The following is a 15,733-nucleotide window of genomic DNA, read 5'->3' on the forward strand; positions in this document are numbered from 1 at the left end:
TAGCTTGATTGAGGCATCCGCCTGATGAGTTCTCCAGAATCCCCCGGCCCGGCCGCCGTACTGCCCGCGGCAGGGTCCGGCACCACCGATCCTTACGTCTCTGGGCACGGCACCGATGCCTACCGCGTCCTGCGCTACGAGCTGGAGCTTGATTACAGGCTTGCCAGCAACCGTCTGACGGGCCGCGCGGTGGTGCGGGCCGTGGCTGACCGCCGCATCTCGGCGGTGGTGCTGGACATGACGGGTCTCCGCGCCCTGAAAATCGCCTTGAACGGATCCCGGGTCAGGAAGTTTTCGCAGCGTGCCGAGCAGCTGGTGGTTCACTGCGAACATGCCCTGAATCCCGGCGAAGAATTCACACTGGACATCCGCTACGCCGGCAACCCGGAGCCACGCAACGGCCTGTGGGGCGAAGTGGGGTGGGAGGAACTGACGGACGGTGTGCTGGTCGCCGGCCAGCCCAACGGGGCCCCGTCATGGTTTCCATGCAATGACCACCCCCGGAACAAGGCAAGCTACCGTATTTCCGTCACCACGGATACGGGATACCGGGCTGTGTGCAACGGATTGCTGGTGGGCCACTTCACAAGGTCCAGTCGGCAGACCTGGGTCTATGAACAGACGGAGCCCATGGCGACGTACCTGGCGACGGTGCAGATCGGCAGGTATGAGCTGCTGGCCCTGCCGGCGGCGGCAGGAGTGGCGCAGTTCGTCGCCGTGCCCGCCCCGCTGCTCGGTGCCGCCCGCACCGGATTGGCACGACAGCCGGACATGATGCGCACCTTCGTTGGCTGCTTTGGGCCATACCCCTTCCCGGAGTACACCGTGGTGATCGCCGACGACGATCTCGAAATTCCCCTCGAAGCCCAGTCCCTGTCCATCCTCGGCCGCAACCACCTCGACCCCGGGTGGGAGTCGCAGCGGCTCATCGCGCACGAACTGGCCCACCAGTGGTTCGGGAATTCGCTGACGCTCAGCTCGTGGAGCGATATCTGGCTCCATGAGGGCTTTGCCTGCTACGCCGAATGGATCTGGTCCGAGGAGGCCGGCATCATGCCCGTCCAGGAGCGGGCCGCAGCGGCATGGCGAAAGCTTGAGGCCGGCATCCAGGACATCCTCGTGGGAGATCCCGGCCCCGAACTCATGTTCGACGACCGGGTGTACAAACGCGGTGCGCTGGCCCTGCATGCGCTCCGCCGCCGATGCGGTGACCTTGCGTTCTTCGCTGTGCTGCACGAATGGACCAGGGGCATGCGCCACGGTTCGGTCACCACTGCTGAATTCATCCTGACAACCGACCGGGTCACAGGGCTGGACTCGGAGTCTGTGCTGCATCCCTGGCTGTACGAGGAAGCGCTTCCGCCGCTGCCCGGCGCATGAGGCCTGGGGCCAAGGGCACCGCCGCCAAGGGCACCGCCGCCACGAGCCCGGCAGGCAGGCCAACCAACCCGGGGCTGACGTCGGAAACCTCCGGACGCAGCGCCTCCACCGGCCGGCTCCATGGCCGCGCGGCGCGTGCAAGCTCAGCAGGATCAAGCAACGATTCATCAGCCGGGCGTTCCGGGGAGGCGCGAAAGACCACGCCGTACGGCGTGGTCTTTCGCGTTGTTCCCTGGCCGATGCTCAGGCGAATCCTCCCCTGCCTCGCGCTGGACGGCTGCTAGCGCTGGACGGCGCCGAAGCGCTCTGCGGCCAGAGCTACCGCGCCCTCGCGGGCCGCCGAGGCCTCGTCGGCGGTCAGCGTCCGGTCGTTGGCGCGGAACCGAAGCCCGAAGGCCAGTGACTTCTTGCCGTCCTCGATGCCCTTCCCGGCGTAGACGTCGAACAGTGCGACATCTTCCAGGAGTTCGCCGGCACCTTCGCGCAGGGCGGCCAGCACGTCGTCTGCGGGAATCTCCTGCGGCACCACGAGGGCCACGTCCTGGGTTGCGACCGGGAAGGTGGAGATGTGGCGCGCCACAATAACATCGGCGGCGGCCCTGAAAAGGGCGTCGGCGTTGATTTCGAGCGCGACGGAACGGGCGGGCATGTCAGAGGCTGCCAGGAGCTTTGGGTGCAGCTCGCCGGCGTATCCCACCACCTCGCCGCTGCGCAGGGACAGCTGGGCTGCCCGGCCGGGATGGAAGGCCTGGTGATGGCCCTGCCCCACCACGATGTCAACGCCCAGGACATCGCCCGCAAGCCGCGCGATGTCCAGCGCGTCGGCCCAGTCCCAGGCCCGCGGGGTGTGGCCGGCGGCAGCCGGTGAATCGTGGCCGGTCAGGACCGCGGCGACGTGCAGCGGCTGGTCCGGAACGCCGTCGTACAGTGCGTCCAGCACCGCATCGGACGGCTTGACGCCGAGCGGCGGAATGGAGGCCGTGCCCACCGTCCCGCCGGGCAGGAAGACAAGCCCTGCCTCGAACAGCGCCAGGTCGCGGAAGCCGCGCGAGTGGTTGCGCTTTGCCACCTCGATCAGTCCGGGCAGCACGGACGTCCGCAGGTAGCCGTGCTCCTCGCTGATCGGGTTGGCCAGCTTGACGGCGCTACGGGGAGCACCTGCCTCCGGTACTCCGAAGGTGTCGTTTGCAGCCTTCGAGACAAACGGGTAGGCCAGGACTTCGGTGAGCCCGGCGTCGGCGAGGGCCTGGATGAGGCGCCGCCGCTGCTGCTGGACGCGCGTCAGCCCCCGGCCCGGAGGAGCGACGGGAAGCGTCGCCGGGATCTTGTCGTAGCCAACCAGGCGGGCGATCTCTTCGGACAGGTCTTCCTTGGTCTCAAGGTCGCTGCGCCAGCTGGGCGCCGAAACGGTCCAGCCGCCGTCGGCCTTTTCCACGACAGCGCCGAGATCCTCGAGGGAGGTGACGATTTGCTCTTCGGTGAAGTCGATGCCGATCCGCTCGGCGGCGAAAGCGGCGGGCAGGGCGATGGACACGGCGTCCGGAGCTGTCCCGACGTCGGTCCCAACCTCGTCGGCGGTGCCGCCGGCGAGTTCGACCAGGAGGTCGGCAGCGCGCTGGGCGGCAACGTTCGCCACCTGCCAGTCGACGCCGCGTTCGAAACGCTTGGAGGCCTCCGACGGCAGCTTGTGGCGGCGGCGTGAGCGGGCGATCGAGACTTCTTCGAAGTGGGCCGCCTCAATCAGGACGGTGGACGTAGTGTCCGAGACCTCGGTGGAGGCGCCGCCCATAACGCCGGCGATGCCGATAGGTCCGGATTCGTCAGTGATCAGCAGATCCTCGACATCGAGCTGGCGCTCCTTGCCGTCCAGCGTGGTGAGCTTCTCCCCCGCCACGGCCCGCCGGACCACGATGTCCCCGGACAGCCTGTCCTGGTCATAGAAGTGCAGGGGCTGGCCCAGCTCGAGCATCACATAGTTGGAGATGTCTACGGGCAGGGAGATCGAGCGGATCCCCGCCAACCGAAGTCTGGAAGTCATCCACGGCGGCGTGGGACGAGTTGCATCCACGCCCCGGACGGTGCGGGCCACGAAGCGGTCGCAGCCAGGCTTGCCGTAGATGGGGGCGTCGTCGTTGATCTTGACACCGTAGCCGCCGGCCAGCGACACCGGGGCCGTGACCTTCGAGGCGGGGTCCGTGAAGACCGTGCCCGTGGCATGGGCGTACTCACGGGCGACGCCGCGGATCGAGAAGGCGTACCCGCGGTCCGGGGTGACGTTGATCTCGGCGGCTTCGTCGTAGAGGCCCAGGAGGTCCATTGCGTCGGTGCCGATTTCCGGGTCCAGCCCGATCCTCGAAAGCACCAGGATTCCGTCATGGTCTTCGCCGATGCCGAGTTCGCGCACGGAGGCGATCATCCCCGCGGACAGGTGCCCGTAGGTTTTACGCGCGGAGATGTGGAAATCGCCGGGCAGCACGGCACCGGGAAGGGTGACAACAACCTTGTCCCCCTCCACGAAGTTGTGGGCGCCGCAGATGATGCCCTGGACGCCGGAAGGGTCAATGCCCTTGCCTGTGAGGGTCTGTTCCTGCCCCTCAGGGACAACGCGGACCTGGCACCAGTTGATGGTCTTGCCGTTGGTCTGCGGTTCCTTGACCAGGCTCAGGACCTGGCCCACCACGATGGGCCCACGCAGGGCGTCGGTGGGACGGTGGACCGCTTCTTCTTCAAAGCCGACTTTGACGAGCTCGGCCATGACGTCTTCAGCCGTTGCTGCGGCCGGTACCTGCGCGAATTCACGCAGCCAGGAAAGTGGGATACGCACTGTTTAGATCTCCATCCCGAAGTGCTCGCTGAAACGTACATCGCCTTCGATCATGTCGCGCATGTCGCTGACTTCGTTGCGGAACATGAGCGTGCGCTCGATGCCCATGCCAAAGGCAAACCCTGAATAGACATCCGGGTCGATGCCTGCGGCGCGCAGGACATTGGGGTTGACCATGCCGCAGCCGCCCCACTCGATCCACCGCGGCCCGCCCTTGGCACCGGGGTGGAAGATGTCCAGTTCCGCGGACGGCTCGGTGAAGGGGAAATAGTTGGGGCGCAGCCGGATCTGCGCTTCGTCTCCGAACATCTGGCGGGCGAAGTGCTCCAGCGTGCCGCGCAAGTCGGCCATGCTGAGGTTCCTGTCGATCGCGAGGCCCTCGAACTGGTGGAAAACGGGGGTGTGCGTGGCGTCGAGCTCATCGGTGCGGAACACCTTGCCGGGGCACAGCACGTAGATCGGCACCTCGCGTTCCAGCATGGAGCGCACCTGCACCGGGGAGGTGTGGGTGCGCATGAGGAGGTGCGCCTCCGGCGGTTCCACGAAGAAGGTGTCCTGCATCTCGCGGGCCGGGTGGTCCGGCTTGAAGTTCAGTGCGTCGAAGTTGAACCATTCAGACTCGACTTCCGGACCCTCTGCGACTTCCCAGCCCATGCCGACAAAGATGTCTGCCACGCGGTCCTGCAGTGTGGAGAGCGGATGGCGCGCTCCAGCCCGGCGGCGGCGCGGGGCGGCTGTCACATCGACAGTTTCCTCGACCAGGATGCGGGCGTCGTTCTCGGCCTCAAGCTCGGCGGTGCGGTCCGCGAGTGCCTTGTTAACGCGTCCCCGGGACGAACCCATGAGCTTCCCGGCAACGGCCTTCTGGTCTTTTGGCAGGCCTCCGATCTCGCGGTTCGCGAGGCTCAGCGGCGATTTCTCCCCGGTGTGGGTCAAACGGACAGCCTTGAGTTCATCGAGCGTGGAGGCACCGGCGATGGCGGAGATTGCCTGCTCGACGGCGGCGGTGATGGCGGCTTCATCCAGAGGGTTCGGGACGGCAGCGCCCGGCAAAGTTTCAGTCATCTACTGTTCTTAGCTACGAGTCGGGTGATGCCAGTGGCCGGTGCTGCTGTGCCGGTTTCCCCGGCAGCGCGTCCGTCACTGGCACGTCATTGCATGACGCCATCCGGTGACGCCCTGCAAAGACAAGGGCAGGCTCGCCGGAGGTTGGCCGGCAGGCACTGTTCCCAGTCTAATTGACCGGGCCCGACTGCCCGAACGGGACGGCCAGTGTGCTGTTCGCGTGCCGCGGCTAGCATTGCCTCATGACCCCGGGACAGCGGTTGCGCCGGCTAGCGAACCTGCTCAATGGCTCCACCCTGCTGGGACTGCTGCTCGCCAGGCTGGCCGGAACCACTGTCGTGAGTGGCCCGCGGGGCCTTGCGATCGCCACCAACTACACCTGGAAACTCCCCTTCGCCGGGGCGTTCACGGTAGGCAATGTGGTCATCTTCCGCGCCGGGCCGGAGGCGGCCCTGGGAAACCCCGTCCTCCTGGGTCACGAGGAACGGCACAGCACGCAGTACGCCTGCCTCGGGCTGCCCTTCCTGGCTCTCTACTTCGCTGCCGCCGGGTGGTCGCTGCTCCGGCACGGCGACCCGGCATCGGGAAATCCCTTTGAACGCCATGCGGGGCTCGAAGCCGGCGGCTACGCCGGCCGAGCGGCATCACCGCGCAAGCGCACACTCGCCGGCGGGCGGCGGATCAGGCGGCGGATCAGGCGAAACACCGACGGCGGGCCTTGACTTTGATTCGAACATACCTTCGAATTGAGGCATGAGATGGGACGCGCAGGCACTCAATCCCGCACGCCGGGCGCCCGGCACTGACAGCGCGAGGGACAGCGGCGCGGACACCGGCACAGCCGCCGTGCCGCTGCTGCCGCTGGCGGGGCTTGTGCGTTCTGTCTCCACGCCTGAATTTGCCGGGGTCACCTTCCATGAGGTCACCGCCAAATCGGTGCTCAACAAGGTGGCCGCCGGTTCCCGCATGCCCTTCGAATGGACAGTCAATCCCTACCGCGGCTGCAGCCACGCGTGTGTCTACTGCTTTGCCCGCAAGAGCCACACCTATCTGGACTTCGATGCGGGGCTGGATTTCGACAGCCAGGTGGTCGTCAAGATCAATGCCGCTGAGGTGCTGCGCAGGGAACTGGCCAAGCCGTCCTGGGGGCGGCAGCACGTCGCGCTCGGCACCAACACCGATCCCTATCAGCGCGCCGAGGGACGGTACCGGCTGATGCCCGGGATCATCGGCGCGTTGGCCGACTCCGGAACGCCCCTGTCCATCCTGACCAAGGGAACACTGCTGGCCCGCGACATCCCGCTGCTGAAACACGCCGCCGCCCAGGTACCGGTGGGAATCGGCATTTCACTCGCCATGACAGATGAACGGCTGTCCGAAGCGATCGAACCGGGGACGCCCGGACCGAAGGCCAGGCTTAAGCTCATATCGAGGCTGCGCGATGCCGGGCTGCCGTGCGGAGTGATGGCCATGCCGATCCTGCCCTGGCTGTCGGACAGCGACGAAGCCCTGGATTCCCTGTTCAGTTCGCTGGCCGCTGCCGGGGCAACCGGCGTGACGGCCGGGGCCCTGTATCTGAAGCCCGGTACGCGTGAGTGGTTCATGCAGTGGATTGCGGCAAGGCACCCGGAACTCGCCGGACGGTACAGGCGGCTGTACGGCACGGGATCCTACGCTTCGAAGGAGTACCGCGCCTGGCTCGCAGGACGGGTCCGCTACTTCAAGGCCCGCTACGGGTTTTCCGGCTCACACGGGTTCAGCCACCGGGATGCCGACGACCCCCGAGGCGAAGAAGCCGCCTACCCTGAAGGCAGCTTGCCCGCGGCACGTGCCGGGACGCCCGGGACGGCCCAGGCGTCCCAGCCAACACTCTTCTGATCAGACCGCGTAGTTTTTCAGCGAGGCAGTGGCGCCGAGTTCCGTCAACAGGGCTTGGACAATCGGAAGGTCGGCAGGAATCCACGGAAGGCTGAGAGCTTCCTCACGTTCCCGAAGGCCGATCCAGGCGAGTTCGTCATGGTCCTCGAGGGGCCGGGGCTCGCCGTCGGTGAGTTCGGCAAACCATACCCGCATCGACGCGCGTTCGTTGAGCGGCCAGCCTGACTGGTGCGGGGATGTCAGCTCGGATCCGAGGCGGATGCCGATGCCCAGCTCCTCACGCAGTTCCCGGTGCAAAGCGGTTTCGGGCGTCTCGCCGGCTTCCACCTTGCCGCCCGGAAACTCCCACATGCCTGCGAACTGTGGAGGCGCCGTCCTCCTGGCCACCAGCAAACGGGTTGGCCGGGCCAATGAATCGAGTACGGCACCGCCCACAACGCTTATCAGTTCGCTCACCTCCCCAGTGTATGGGGGAGAATGGTTAGGGGCGCACCTCTGCCGCCAGCCCCTCCCCCAACGACGTGCGGAATACCTTCTACAGACCCGTCGTTGTAAAAATCAGATTTGTCCGGGCTAATTACGTGTGCGGGCAGCTTCACGCACGATGCCGAGACTCCACCCCCAAGCTCCGAAAAGCAGGCACATGACCACGACCACTCACGCTACCGGCAAAGCCACGACCCACAAGTCCCATCTCGGACTCGCCATTTTGGCGCTGGGGATGGGAGGCTTCGGAATCGGTGTCACCGAATTCGCCATGATGGGCCTGCTTAAGGAAGTGGAGGTTGGGCTCAATATTGGAACGCCGGAGGCCGGGCACCTGATCTCAGCCTATGCACTGGGCGTGGTCGTCGGCGCACCGATACTGGCCGCCGTCGGAGCGAAACTTCCGCGGAAGTACCTTGCCCTGGGCCTCATGCTGTTCTTCAGCATCGCCAACCTGACGTCGTTCATCGCCCCTGACTACGGGAGCATGCTCGTGTCCCGGTTCGCCGCCGGACTGCCGCATGGCGCTTTCTTTGGCGTGGCGGCCGTGATCGCCGCGTCGCTGGTGGCGCCAACAAAGCGTGGCTGGGCCATTTCCATGGTCATGGCCGGGCTCACCGTGGCCAATGTCATCGGCGTGCCGTTCGCCACGTGGCTTGGCCAGGCCTTCGGCTGGCGGCTGCTCTTCGTCCTGGTCGGCGCCCTTGGGCTGGTGACGCTGGGCCTGATCTGGAAGTTTGTGCCCTTCCAAAAGGCACATGCCGACGCAAGCATCCGCCGGGAACTCGGAGCGCTGAAGCGGGCACAAGTGTGGCTTGCCATCCTGATCGGGATCGTCGGATTCGGCGGATTCTTCGCAACGTACACCTACATTGCCCACACCATGACCTCGGTTGCCGGCATCCCGTCCGCATTCCTGCCGTTCGTGGTGGCCCTGTACGGCCTCGGAATGGTCGCGGGCAACATCGTGGGCGGCAGGATCGCGGACAAGTCCGTCATGGGAACCATTTACCGCGTGCTGCCGGGGATCGCCGTGGCTCTGGTCGTGTACGCGATCGCCGTGCACTGGCCCTGGTCCGCGTTCGTGATGGTCTTCGTTGTGGGGGCGGCCGGAGCCATGCTGGTGCCCGCGCTGCAAACCAGGCTGCTCGATGCCTCACCGGACGCGCCCTCCCTGGCATCCTCCCTCAACCACGCCGCCCTCAACGTGGCCAACGCGCTGGGAGCTTTCCTTGGCGGACTCGTCATCGCCTGGGGCTGGGGTTATGTTGCACCGGCCCTTGTGGGCGCCGTGCTGGCGGTCCTCGGCCTTGGTGTGGCTGGGCTCAGCGGAATGCTGGAGCGTAAAAGGCCGCTGGCCCCGTAACCTTTCGGGTCACAGGGCCAGCGGGCGTTTCTGTTATTTGAGCGCCGGTCCTTTGAGTGCAGGTCCTTTGCGTGCCGGCATTATCTGCCGGTCATGCCCGGCAGACCGTCGCGATCTTGGCAGCTACAAGCAGTTCCTCCGGGCCCGAGGTGCAGCGTCTTGAGGTGGATGATTCAAAACAGCGATGGTCAGATTGGCATCGAGAGCTGCGACGATCGCCTTGGTACCGCCAGTTGCAGCCAAGGGGATTTCACCTCTTCAACTGGGGGATTACAACAAATTGGACACGGCCCGCGGCGGAACCACTGGTAATTACCGTACTCGCCCGGCCTTGGACGGAGCAGCACTCGTGGCGTCGCGGCGCCACAAATAACCTTGAAACTAAGCGTGCTGACAAATAAACATGCGCTGTGTTAGCTTGAAGCCATGTCGGGACTGACTTGTATCGATCCCGACGAATATGAAGGAGGAGACAATGGGTTTTCTTGCTTGGATTATTCTCGGCCTGATCGTAGGCGCAATTGTTAAAGCCGTTATGCCCGGCAGGGTCGGCGGTGGCTGGGTCACCAGCCTGGTTCTGGGCGTTGTAGGCGCCATCGTTGGTGGCTGGATTGGCAGCCTTCTGTTCGGCAGGGGTGACCTGGCGTTCTTCGACCTCGGCACCTGGATCCTCGCCATTATCGGCGGCCTGGTAGTCGCCGGTGTCTACGGGGCAATTACCGGACGTAACCGGACCACCTAAAGACCACCAAGGCCCGCCCGACTGACGGACCTGCCCAAAAGAAAAATACGGGAGCCCACCATGTGGGCCCCCGTTTTTTTACCCCCCGTTTTTAGGCCTGTTGGGATCTCGCGCTGGCGTACAGGCAGACCGTGGCCGCCGTCCCCAGGTTCAGGCTTTCGGCGGCACCGTAGACGGGAACGGCCACCCTGTGGTCCGCCAGGGCGAGCTCCGCATCGGACAGCCCCTGCGCCTCATTTCCGAACAGCCAGGCAGTAGGGCCTTCCAGCGCATAATCTGAACTGGCCGAGGAGCTGCCGAGCCGCCGCGCCGCGCTCTCGTCCTGGAGACGGTCCAGGTTCAGCTTCCCGTAGCCGTCAGCGGCCAGCACGCCAATGCCGCGGGACCGGCACTGCGCCACGAGCTCTTCGACGTTGGCGCCGAGCACCACGGGCAGATGAAACAGCGAGCCTGCAGTGGAACGCACGGCCTTCGGGTTGTAGATATCCACGCTGGAGCCGGTCAGCACCACAGCATCCGCGCCGGCTGCGTCGGCTGCCCGCAGGACGGTCCCGGCGTTGCCCGGGTCCCGGACCTGGCACAGCACGGCGAGCAGCCGCGGCCTGGCATCGAGAACCTCGTGCAGCGGAACATCCACGAAATCACACACAGCTATGATGCCTTGCGGAGTCACGGTGTCCGCCATGGCGGCAAGGACGTCATCCGTTGCCAGCCTGGCGCTGATGCCGGCGGCCAGACCGTCGAACTCCGGGTAGCGGTCCAGGCACGCCTCACTGGCAAACACCTCACGGACAACACCAGGCTCCCCCGCGTCGATTCTCTTGTGGTGCAGCGTCAGGGCTTCACGGACAGCCTGGGGCCCCTCCGCCAAGAACTGGCGGCGCCTTAAACGGGCCGGGCGCCCGGCAAGCTTTGCCACGTCCCGGACCCGATCAGCTCGGGGGTTGGACAGTGGAAAGTCTTGCGGGCGCCCGGTTTCGTTCATATAAGAACCTTAGTTGCTGTAGCAGCAGGTTCTCGAACTACCCAGAACGGGGAGATGCTACTCGGCAGCCTCGTCAGCGGCAGGCTTCTTGGCAGCAGCCTTCTTGGCGGCCGGCTTCTTGGCCTTCGGAGCCGCTGCAGCGTCAGCAGCAACAGCCGGAGCGGAGGTGTCGGCCGGCAGGGAGTCCTTGGCGACCTTGACCAGCGCAGCAAAGGCGTTGGCGTCAGACACAGCCAGCTCGGCCAGCATGCGGCGGTCAACCTCGACCTCAGCGGCCTTGAGGCCCTGGATCAGGCGGTTGTAGGTGAGGCCGTTGGCGCGGGATGCAGCGTTGATGCGCTGGATCCACAGGCGGCGGAAGTCGCCCTTCTTCTTCTTGCGGTCGCCGTAGCTGTACACAAACGAGTGCAGCAGCTGCTCTTTGGCCTTGCGGTACAGGCGTGAGCGCTGTCCGCGGTAACCTTTGGCGCGTTCGAGGATAACCCGGCGCTTCTTGTGGGCGTTTACCGCCCGCTTCACACGTGCCACGTGCGTACTCCTTCAGAATTCTTATCCCAAGCATCTACTGCCGGTATCCCGGCCGGCCTGAGAAGGCTTATTGGTAGTTTGGCTGGTGCCAGATGGCACTCAGTCAGAGTGCTTGGAAATTAGATGCCGAGCATCTTCCGGATGACCTTGGCGTCGCCCTTGAAGACGATCTTGTCGCCGGCAAGGCGACGGGTCAGCCTAGAGGACTTGTGCTCGAGGTAGTGGCGGCGGTTGGCCTGCTGGCGGCGCAGCTTGCCGCTGCCGGTCAGCTTGAAGCGCTTCTTAGCACCACTGTGGGTCTTCATCTTCGGCATGGGAACCGATCTCCTAACGTATCCGCAGACTGTGTCTGCAGTCTTTCGTGCAGCCGCCCCTGCGGGCGGCATGCTGGTTGCTGACTGCCTGAAGGCGGTGCCTTCCGCAGCTTTGAACTAGGTGGTCTTCTTGCCTGCCGGCTTGGGCGTGGCCCGGGGCGCCGCGGGGCGTGCCGTGGGCTTCGGCGCAGCGGGCCTGGCCACCGGCTTCGGTGGAGCAGGCACTGCCGCAGGCTTTGGTGCTGCCGCAGCAGGAGTCTCAGCTTCGGCGGGCTTCGGCGCGGCGGGAGCCGCGGCCGCAGGAGCCGGGGCCTTCGCCGCAGGAGCCTTGGGCGCTTCCGGGGCCGCTGCAGCCTTGGGCGCTTCGCGCTTCGGCTCGGCGGCCTTGGGAGCCTCCTGCTTGGGCGCTTCCGGAGCAGCTGCAGCCTTGGGCGCTTCGCGCTTCGGCTCGGCGGCTTCCGGAGCCGCTGCTGCGGCCGGTTCCTCCGGCGCGGCTGCTTCGGTGTTGACCTGGTAGCCCTCGGGCAGCAGGTCCGCGAGTGACTGGGTCAGGGGTGCCTGGTCGGCGCCCGAAGTGTCGACGCGGCCGGCGGCCTTGGCTTCGTTCTGGGCCTTGGCCTCAGCACGCTGCGTGGCCCGGCGGGCCTCTGCCTTGGCCTCGGCCTTGTTCTTAACCGGACCAATCACCATGACCATGTTGCGGCCGTCGATGCGCGGGCTCGACTCCACAACACCGACTTCAGCGACGTCTTCAGCGAAGCGCTGGAGCAGGCGCAGGCCCATTTCGGGGCGCTGCTGTTCGCGGCCACGGAACTGGATCATGGCCTTGACCTTGTCGCCGGCTCCGAGGAACCGCAGGGCATGCCCGCGCTTCGTCTCGTAGTCGTGCGTGTCGATCTTCAGGCGGAACCGGATTTCCTTCAGAACCGTGTTGGTCTGGTTCTTCCGGGCCTCACGGGCCTTGACTGCGGCCTCGTACTTGTATTTGCCGAAGTCCATCAGCTTGCACACCGGAGGCTTGGCCTGAGGTGCAACTTCAACGAGATCAAGATCGGACTCGGCAGCCAGGCGCAGGGCGTCCTCGATACGGACGATTCCTACCTGTTCGCCGGCAGGGCCGACCAGCCGCACCTCAGGGACGCGGATACGCTCATTGATTCTTGGCTCGCTAATGTTAAAGCTCCTGTGTTTGTGATGAGTATTCCACCGGCAAAAAGAGAAGGCCCCCAATTGCCGGAGCAATCGAAGGCCTCGAGGATCGGATGCGCTGGCCCGGAGGGCTGCACGCGCTGCCGCAGGACTGTGCCTGCCGGAAACGCCCGACCTTTACCCGGCAACCTTGCTTCCCTCTGGAACTGCGAGGAAAATCGGCTGGCGCGGGTGGGAGAGAACTCCGCTTGCAAACTGAAGTCGATTCTACAGAAAGATACCCGTCTCCGCGCAAGGCGGCGATGGGTCTCTCACACGGCAAAATAACGACATCCAGTCGGTCTGTGTCAAGCTTACCAGTATGAGCACTCCAGACAGTAATTCACACGTTTACCAGGCCCCCGGCGAGCAGGCTGACGTCTCGCAGCAGGTCCGGGACATCTCTGAAGTTCCCGCCATCGAAGTCATCACCACAGCCGCTGTCCACCTCATGAGCGCTGCAGCCGTGAAACTGGGCCTGGCCGCCGAGGAGAACGCCGAGGAGCTCAAGGACCTGGACGAGGCTCGCAAACTCATCACCGCCCTCGCCGGACTCGTGACGGCCGCTGCTCCCGAGATCGGCTCCCAGCATGCCGGGCCGTTGCGCGATGGTCTGCGTTCCCTGCAGCTCGCCTTCCGGGAAGAGTCGATTATTCCCGATCCCCCGGGCAAGGGTCCGGGTGAAAAATACACCGGCGCGGTGAACTGACGCCGGAGAGCAACGACGACGACGGCGGGCTGTCCTTGAGGGGACGGCGCGCCGTCGTTTCTGCTTAAGTTCCCGCCTGCTTACGTTCCTGCCTGAGTTTCTGCTCAGGCTTCAGCTTTGTGGGGATGCCTTGGAAAAATTGGCTATTGTCACGGCACGGCAGACTGAGTAAGCTCGGCGGCCAGCCGGCTTTCCGGTTTGAACCTGGCCGCGTCTGAGCGGCGCTGCAGTCAGGGGCACGCCCCGTACTCCCAGGCCTCCGGCTTGCACACAGCCACAGCCTGGTCGGCCAAAGATGCCGCCCTTCAAAAAAGGCAGAACCCCATGTTAGGCACCAAAACCCGTGTCGCCGTCGTCCTGGCCGCCAGCCTCGCACTGACGGCAACCGCTACGCCAGCTTATGCCGCCCCCGCAACGCTCGTGAGCGTGGGACCCGGAACACTCGTCGCCGACGGCGCCGCGGTTGATGTCCCGGTCACGTTCGTCTGTGACAGCGACCCCACCCGCATCATTGCGGTACCCGTGGTGGAAATGAACCAGAGAGTGACCGACGGCAGGATTGCCAACGGCTTCGGAAACGCACAGCTGGGCTGCACCAGAGAAAGCCAAACCGTCACCATCCGGGTCATTCCCCGCGTGATGGCATTCGACCCTGGAGCTGCCGTGGCGTTCGTGGTCCTGCAAACATGCAGTGCTGAATTTCAGTGCGCCGCTGTGACCGCCAGCGAAGTCATACAGCTCACACAGTCAGGACAAGCCCAGATTCCTCCTGTCCTTCCCGAATAACGGGGTTCAAAAGGAGTTCCGCCTCCAGCGCCCACTGCTGACTCCAGGCAGGCGGCCGGCCCGCTACGGCTAGGCGCCGGCTGCCTGGCGCCGGCGCTGCTGCAGTGCTATGCCGACGGCGCAAAGCAGGACGCCGGTTGCGCCCACCGACACGAAACCGGCCCATGGTCCTACGCCGTCGATGAACAGGCCCGCGAGCGGCGCCCCAAGGGCAACGCCGGCGGTAAGCGCCGACCCGTACCACCCCATCGCTTCGCCCCGCCGTGCCTCGTCCACGAGCTCGGCCACCTTCTCCGACGCGGCCGAAAGGACCGGTGCACACAACAGGCCCGGGGCCAGCGAGAGCAGGCTCAGGGTCAAAGTGTCGGTGGCGAACCCCATCGGGATGGTCAGCGCGGCCATGCCCATCAGGAGCAGGATCGGCGAAAGGGGACGGTGCAAGGCGCCGTAGACGATGCCGCCAACGACTGAAGCGGCGCACCAAAAGAGGAAGACCATCCCGATCTCCCCCTGGTGGCCACCGGTTTCCAGGGCAGCGACGATTCCCACATCGGTCCCGCTCAGCACCATTCCTGCCCCGGCGGCGACCGCGAACACAGCCGCCACGGCTGCGGTGAACCACCTGAAGTTGGAAGCGACTTTGCCCCGCAGCCCACCATTCGGCAGCCCACCGCCCGGCAGCGGGGCGTTCCGCAGCCCTGTTCCCGGCTGCCCGGCCCGGCGCGGCGTGCCGTCTAACGGGCGTCCCAGCCCGGCGGCAGCCTCCTGGCTATCACCGGCTGCGGCAGCGGTCACCGCCACCTCCGCTGCCTCCTCCTGGTCTGCTTCGGAAGCTTCATTGCCAACAGCAGTGCTCGCCATGCTGTGGGCGGTGCTGCGAGTGGGCGGATTGAACCACATGAGGAACAGCACCGCGATGGAGGTGGCAACGCCGACGACCGTCAGGCCAAGGACCGAGTGGCCGCTGGTGGCCACCACCGCTCCGGCCGCCGGCCCTATCATGAAGACCATCTCCGTACTGATGGCATCAAGGGAGAAGGCCGTCCGCCGCTGATCTCCGGTGGCAAGCACGCCCAGCGACTGGCGCACAACGCTGAAGATGGGAAGCGTCAGCAGGCCGCCCACGAACACCAGCGGCAGCAGCCACTCGTAGGATACGTGGGGGACGATGGACCAGATGACGGTCTCGGACACGCGACCGACGGGATCAGTGCCCTCCGCAGCCCCACAGTGTCCACACGGCGTCCACGCCACGGGGCGCCCACGGCAATGCCGATAGTCATGACGGCGGCTGCTGTGCCGGCCGCCGCATACCCCTGGCCCAGGGTCAGCACGATGTGCAGTGTGAGCAGCACACCTGCAGCCGAATGAGGTATGCGGGCAATCATTCCCACCGCCAGGAGCCGGCGTATGGGTCTGACGGCCAGCAACTCCCGGTACAGGGTGAAATTCACGGTGGATCCTTCGGTCTGCCGCCGGGCA

The 15,733-nt window shown here is 65.6% G+C and carries 15 protein-coding genes and 1 pseudogene; 8 read left to right on the forward strand and 8 right to left on the reverse strand.

Features of this window, described 5'->3' with window-relative positions:
- The first annotated feature begins 24 nt into the window (after positions 1-24).
- Positions 25-1,380, forward strand: a complete 1,356-nt coding sequence (locus ACIP90_RS06020; RefSeq protein ID WP_400577742.1) for a M1 family metallopeptidase — start codon at positions 25-27, stop codon at positions 1,378-1,380.
- A complete protein-coding gene (locus ACIP90_RS06025; protein ID WP_400577743.1) occupies positions 1,377-1,664 on the forward strand; it encodes a hypothetical protein in 288 nt (95 codons plus the stop codon). The genes ACIP90_RS06020 and ACIP90_RS06025 overlap by 4 nt, the downstream gene beginning before the upstream one ends.
- On the opposite strand, the gene pheT is transcribed toward ACIP90_RS06025, so the two are convergent.
- A complete protein-coding gene (gene pheT / locus ACIP90_RS06030) occupies positions 1,661-4,204 on the reverse strand; it encodes a phenylalanine--tRNA ligase subunit beta (protein ID WP_400577745.1) in 2,544 nt (847 codons plus the stop codon). The two genes, ACIP90_RS06025 and pheT, sit on opposite strands and share 4 nt — an antisense overlap.
- A 3-nt stretch (positions 4,205-4,207) precedes the next feature.
- The gene (gene pheS, locus ACIP90_RS06035) at positions 4,208-5,269 is read right to left on the reverse strand and encodes a phenylalanine--tRNA ligase subunit alpha (RefSeq protein WP_400577746.1); all 1,062 of its coding nucleotides are present in this window, start codon (positions 5,267-5,269) and stop codon (positions 4,208-4,210) included.
- Positions 5,270-5,511: 242 nt separating this feature from the next.
- Here pheS and ACIP90_RS06040 point away from each other — a divergent pair, with 242 nt between their 5' ends.
- Both ACIP90_RS06040 and ACIP90_RS06045 read left to right on the forward strand, forming a co-directional pair.
- Positions 5,512-5,991, forward strand: a complete 480-nt coding sequence (locus ACIP90_RS06040; RefSeq protein WP_400577747.1) for a hypothetical protein — start codon at positions 5,512-5,514, stop codon at positions 5,989-5,991.
- Between the two features lie 31 nt (positions 5,992-6,022).
- Positions 6,023-7,147: an Rv2578c family radical SAM protein gene (locus ACIP90_RS06045; RefSeq protein WP_400577748.1), complete on the forward strand. Its 1,125-nt coding sequence runs from the start codon at positions 6,023-6,025 to the stop codon at positions 7,145-7,147.
- On the opposite strand, the gene ACIP90_RS06050 is transcribed toward ACIP90_RS06045, so the two are convergent.
- On the reverse strand, positions 7,148-7,603 hold the full coding sequence (locus tag ACIP90_RS06050) for a (deoxy)nucleoside triphosphate pyrophosphohydrolase (RefSeq protein WP_400577749.1): 456 nt from the start codon (positions 7,601-7,603) through the stop codon (positions 7,148-7,150).
- Positions 7,604-7,790: 187 nt separating this feature from the next.
- Here ACIP90_RS06050 and ACIP90_RS06055 point away from each other — a divergent pair, with 187 nt between their 5' ends.
- Together ACIP90_RS06055 and ACIP90_RS06060 are read left to right on the forward strand one after the other, a co-directional pair.
- Positions 7,791-8,999, forward strand: coding sequence for an MFS transporter (locus ACIP90_RS06055; RefSeq protein ID WP_400577750.1), 1,209 nt, complete (start codon positions 7,791-7,793; stop codon positions 8,997-8,999).
- 475 nt (positions 9,000-9,474) lie between these two features.
- The gene (locus tag ACIP90_RS06060; RefSeq protein WP_400577751.1) at positions 9,475-9,741 is read left to right on the forward strand and encodes a GlsB/YeaQ/YmgE family stress response membrane protein; all 267 of its coding nucleotides are present in this window, start codon (positions 9,475-9,477) and stop codon (positions 9,739-9,741) included.
- A gap of 91 nt (positions 9,742-9,832) precedes the next feature.
- Here ACIP90_RS06060 and ACIP90_RS06065 read toward each other — a convergent pair whose 3' ends face one another.
- The 4 genes from ACIP90_RS06065 to infC all read right to left on the reverse strand — a co-directional run bounded on the left by ACIP90_RS06065 (position 9,833) and on the right by infC (position 12,810).
- The gene (locus ACIP90_RS06065) at positions 9,833-10,726 is read right to left on the reverse strand and encodes a TrmH family RNA methyltransferase (protein WP_400577753.1); all 894 of its coding nucleotides are present in this window, start codon (positions 10,724-10,726) and stop codon (positions 9,833-9,835) included.
- Between the two features lie 57 nt (positions 10,727-10,783).
- The gene (gene rplT, locus ACIP90_RS06070) at positions 10,784-11,254 is read right to left on the reverse strand and encodes a 50S ribosomal protein L20 (protein ID WP_400577754.1); all 471 of its coding nucleotides are present in this window, start codon (positions 11,252-11,254) and stop codon (positions 10,784-10,786) included.
- A gap of 119 nt (positions 11,255-11,373) precedes the next feature.
- On the reverse strand, positions 11,374-11,568 hold the full coding sequence (gene rpmI / locus ACIP90_RS06075; RefSeq protein WP_009358635.1) for a 50S ribosomal protein L35: 195 nt from the start codon (positions 11,566-11,568) through the stop codon (positions 11,374-11,376).
- A gap of 117 nt (positions 11,569-11,685) precedes the next feature.
- The gene (gene infC / locus ACIP90_RS06080; protein ID WP_400577756.1) at positions 11,686-12,810 is read right to left on the reverse strand and encodes a translation initiation factor IF-3; all 1,125 of its coding nucleotides are present in this window, start codon (positions 12,808-12,810) and stop codon (positions 11,686-11,688) included.
- Between the two features lie 268 nt (positions 12,811-13,078).
- Between infC and ACIP90_RS06085 the strand changes: the two genes are divergently transcribed.
- Both ACIP90_RS06085 and ACIP90_RS06090 read left to right on the forward strand, forming a co-directional pair.
- Positions 13,079-13,465, forward strand: a complete 387-nt coding sequence (locus ACIP90_RS06085) for a DUF1844 domain-containing protein (RefSeq protein ID WP_400577757.1) — start codon at positions 13,079-13,081, stop codon at positions 13,463-13,465.
- Positions 13,466-13,789: 324 nt separating this feature from the next.
- Complete coding sequence (locus ACIP90_RS06090) at positions 13,790-14,251, forward strand: hypothetical protein (RefSeq protein ID WP_400577758.1); 462 nt, start codon at positions 13,790-13,792, stop codon at positions 14,249-14,251.
- 69 nt (positions 14,252-14,320) lie between these two features.
- Here the strand turns inward: ACIP90_RS06090 and ACIP90_RS06095 are convergent.
- A pseudogene (locus ACIP90_RS06095) lies at positions 14,321-15,705 on the reverse strand (MFS transporter).
- Positions 15,706-15,733: the final 28 nt, after the last annotated feature.

It is taken from the genome of Arthrobacter sp. NPDC093139 (assembly GCF_044754165.1).
Taxonomy (GTDB): Bacteria; Actinomycetota; Actinomycetes; order Actinomycetales; family Micrococcaceae; genus Arthrobacter.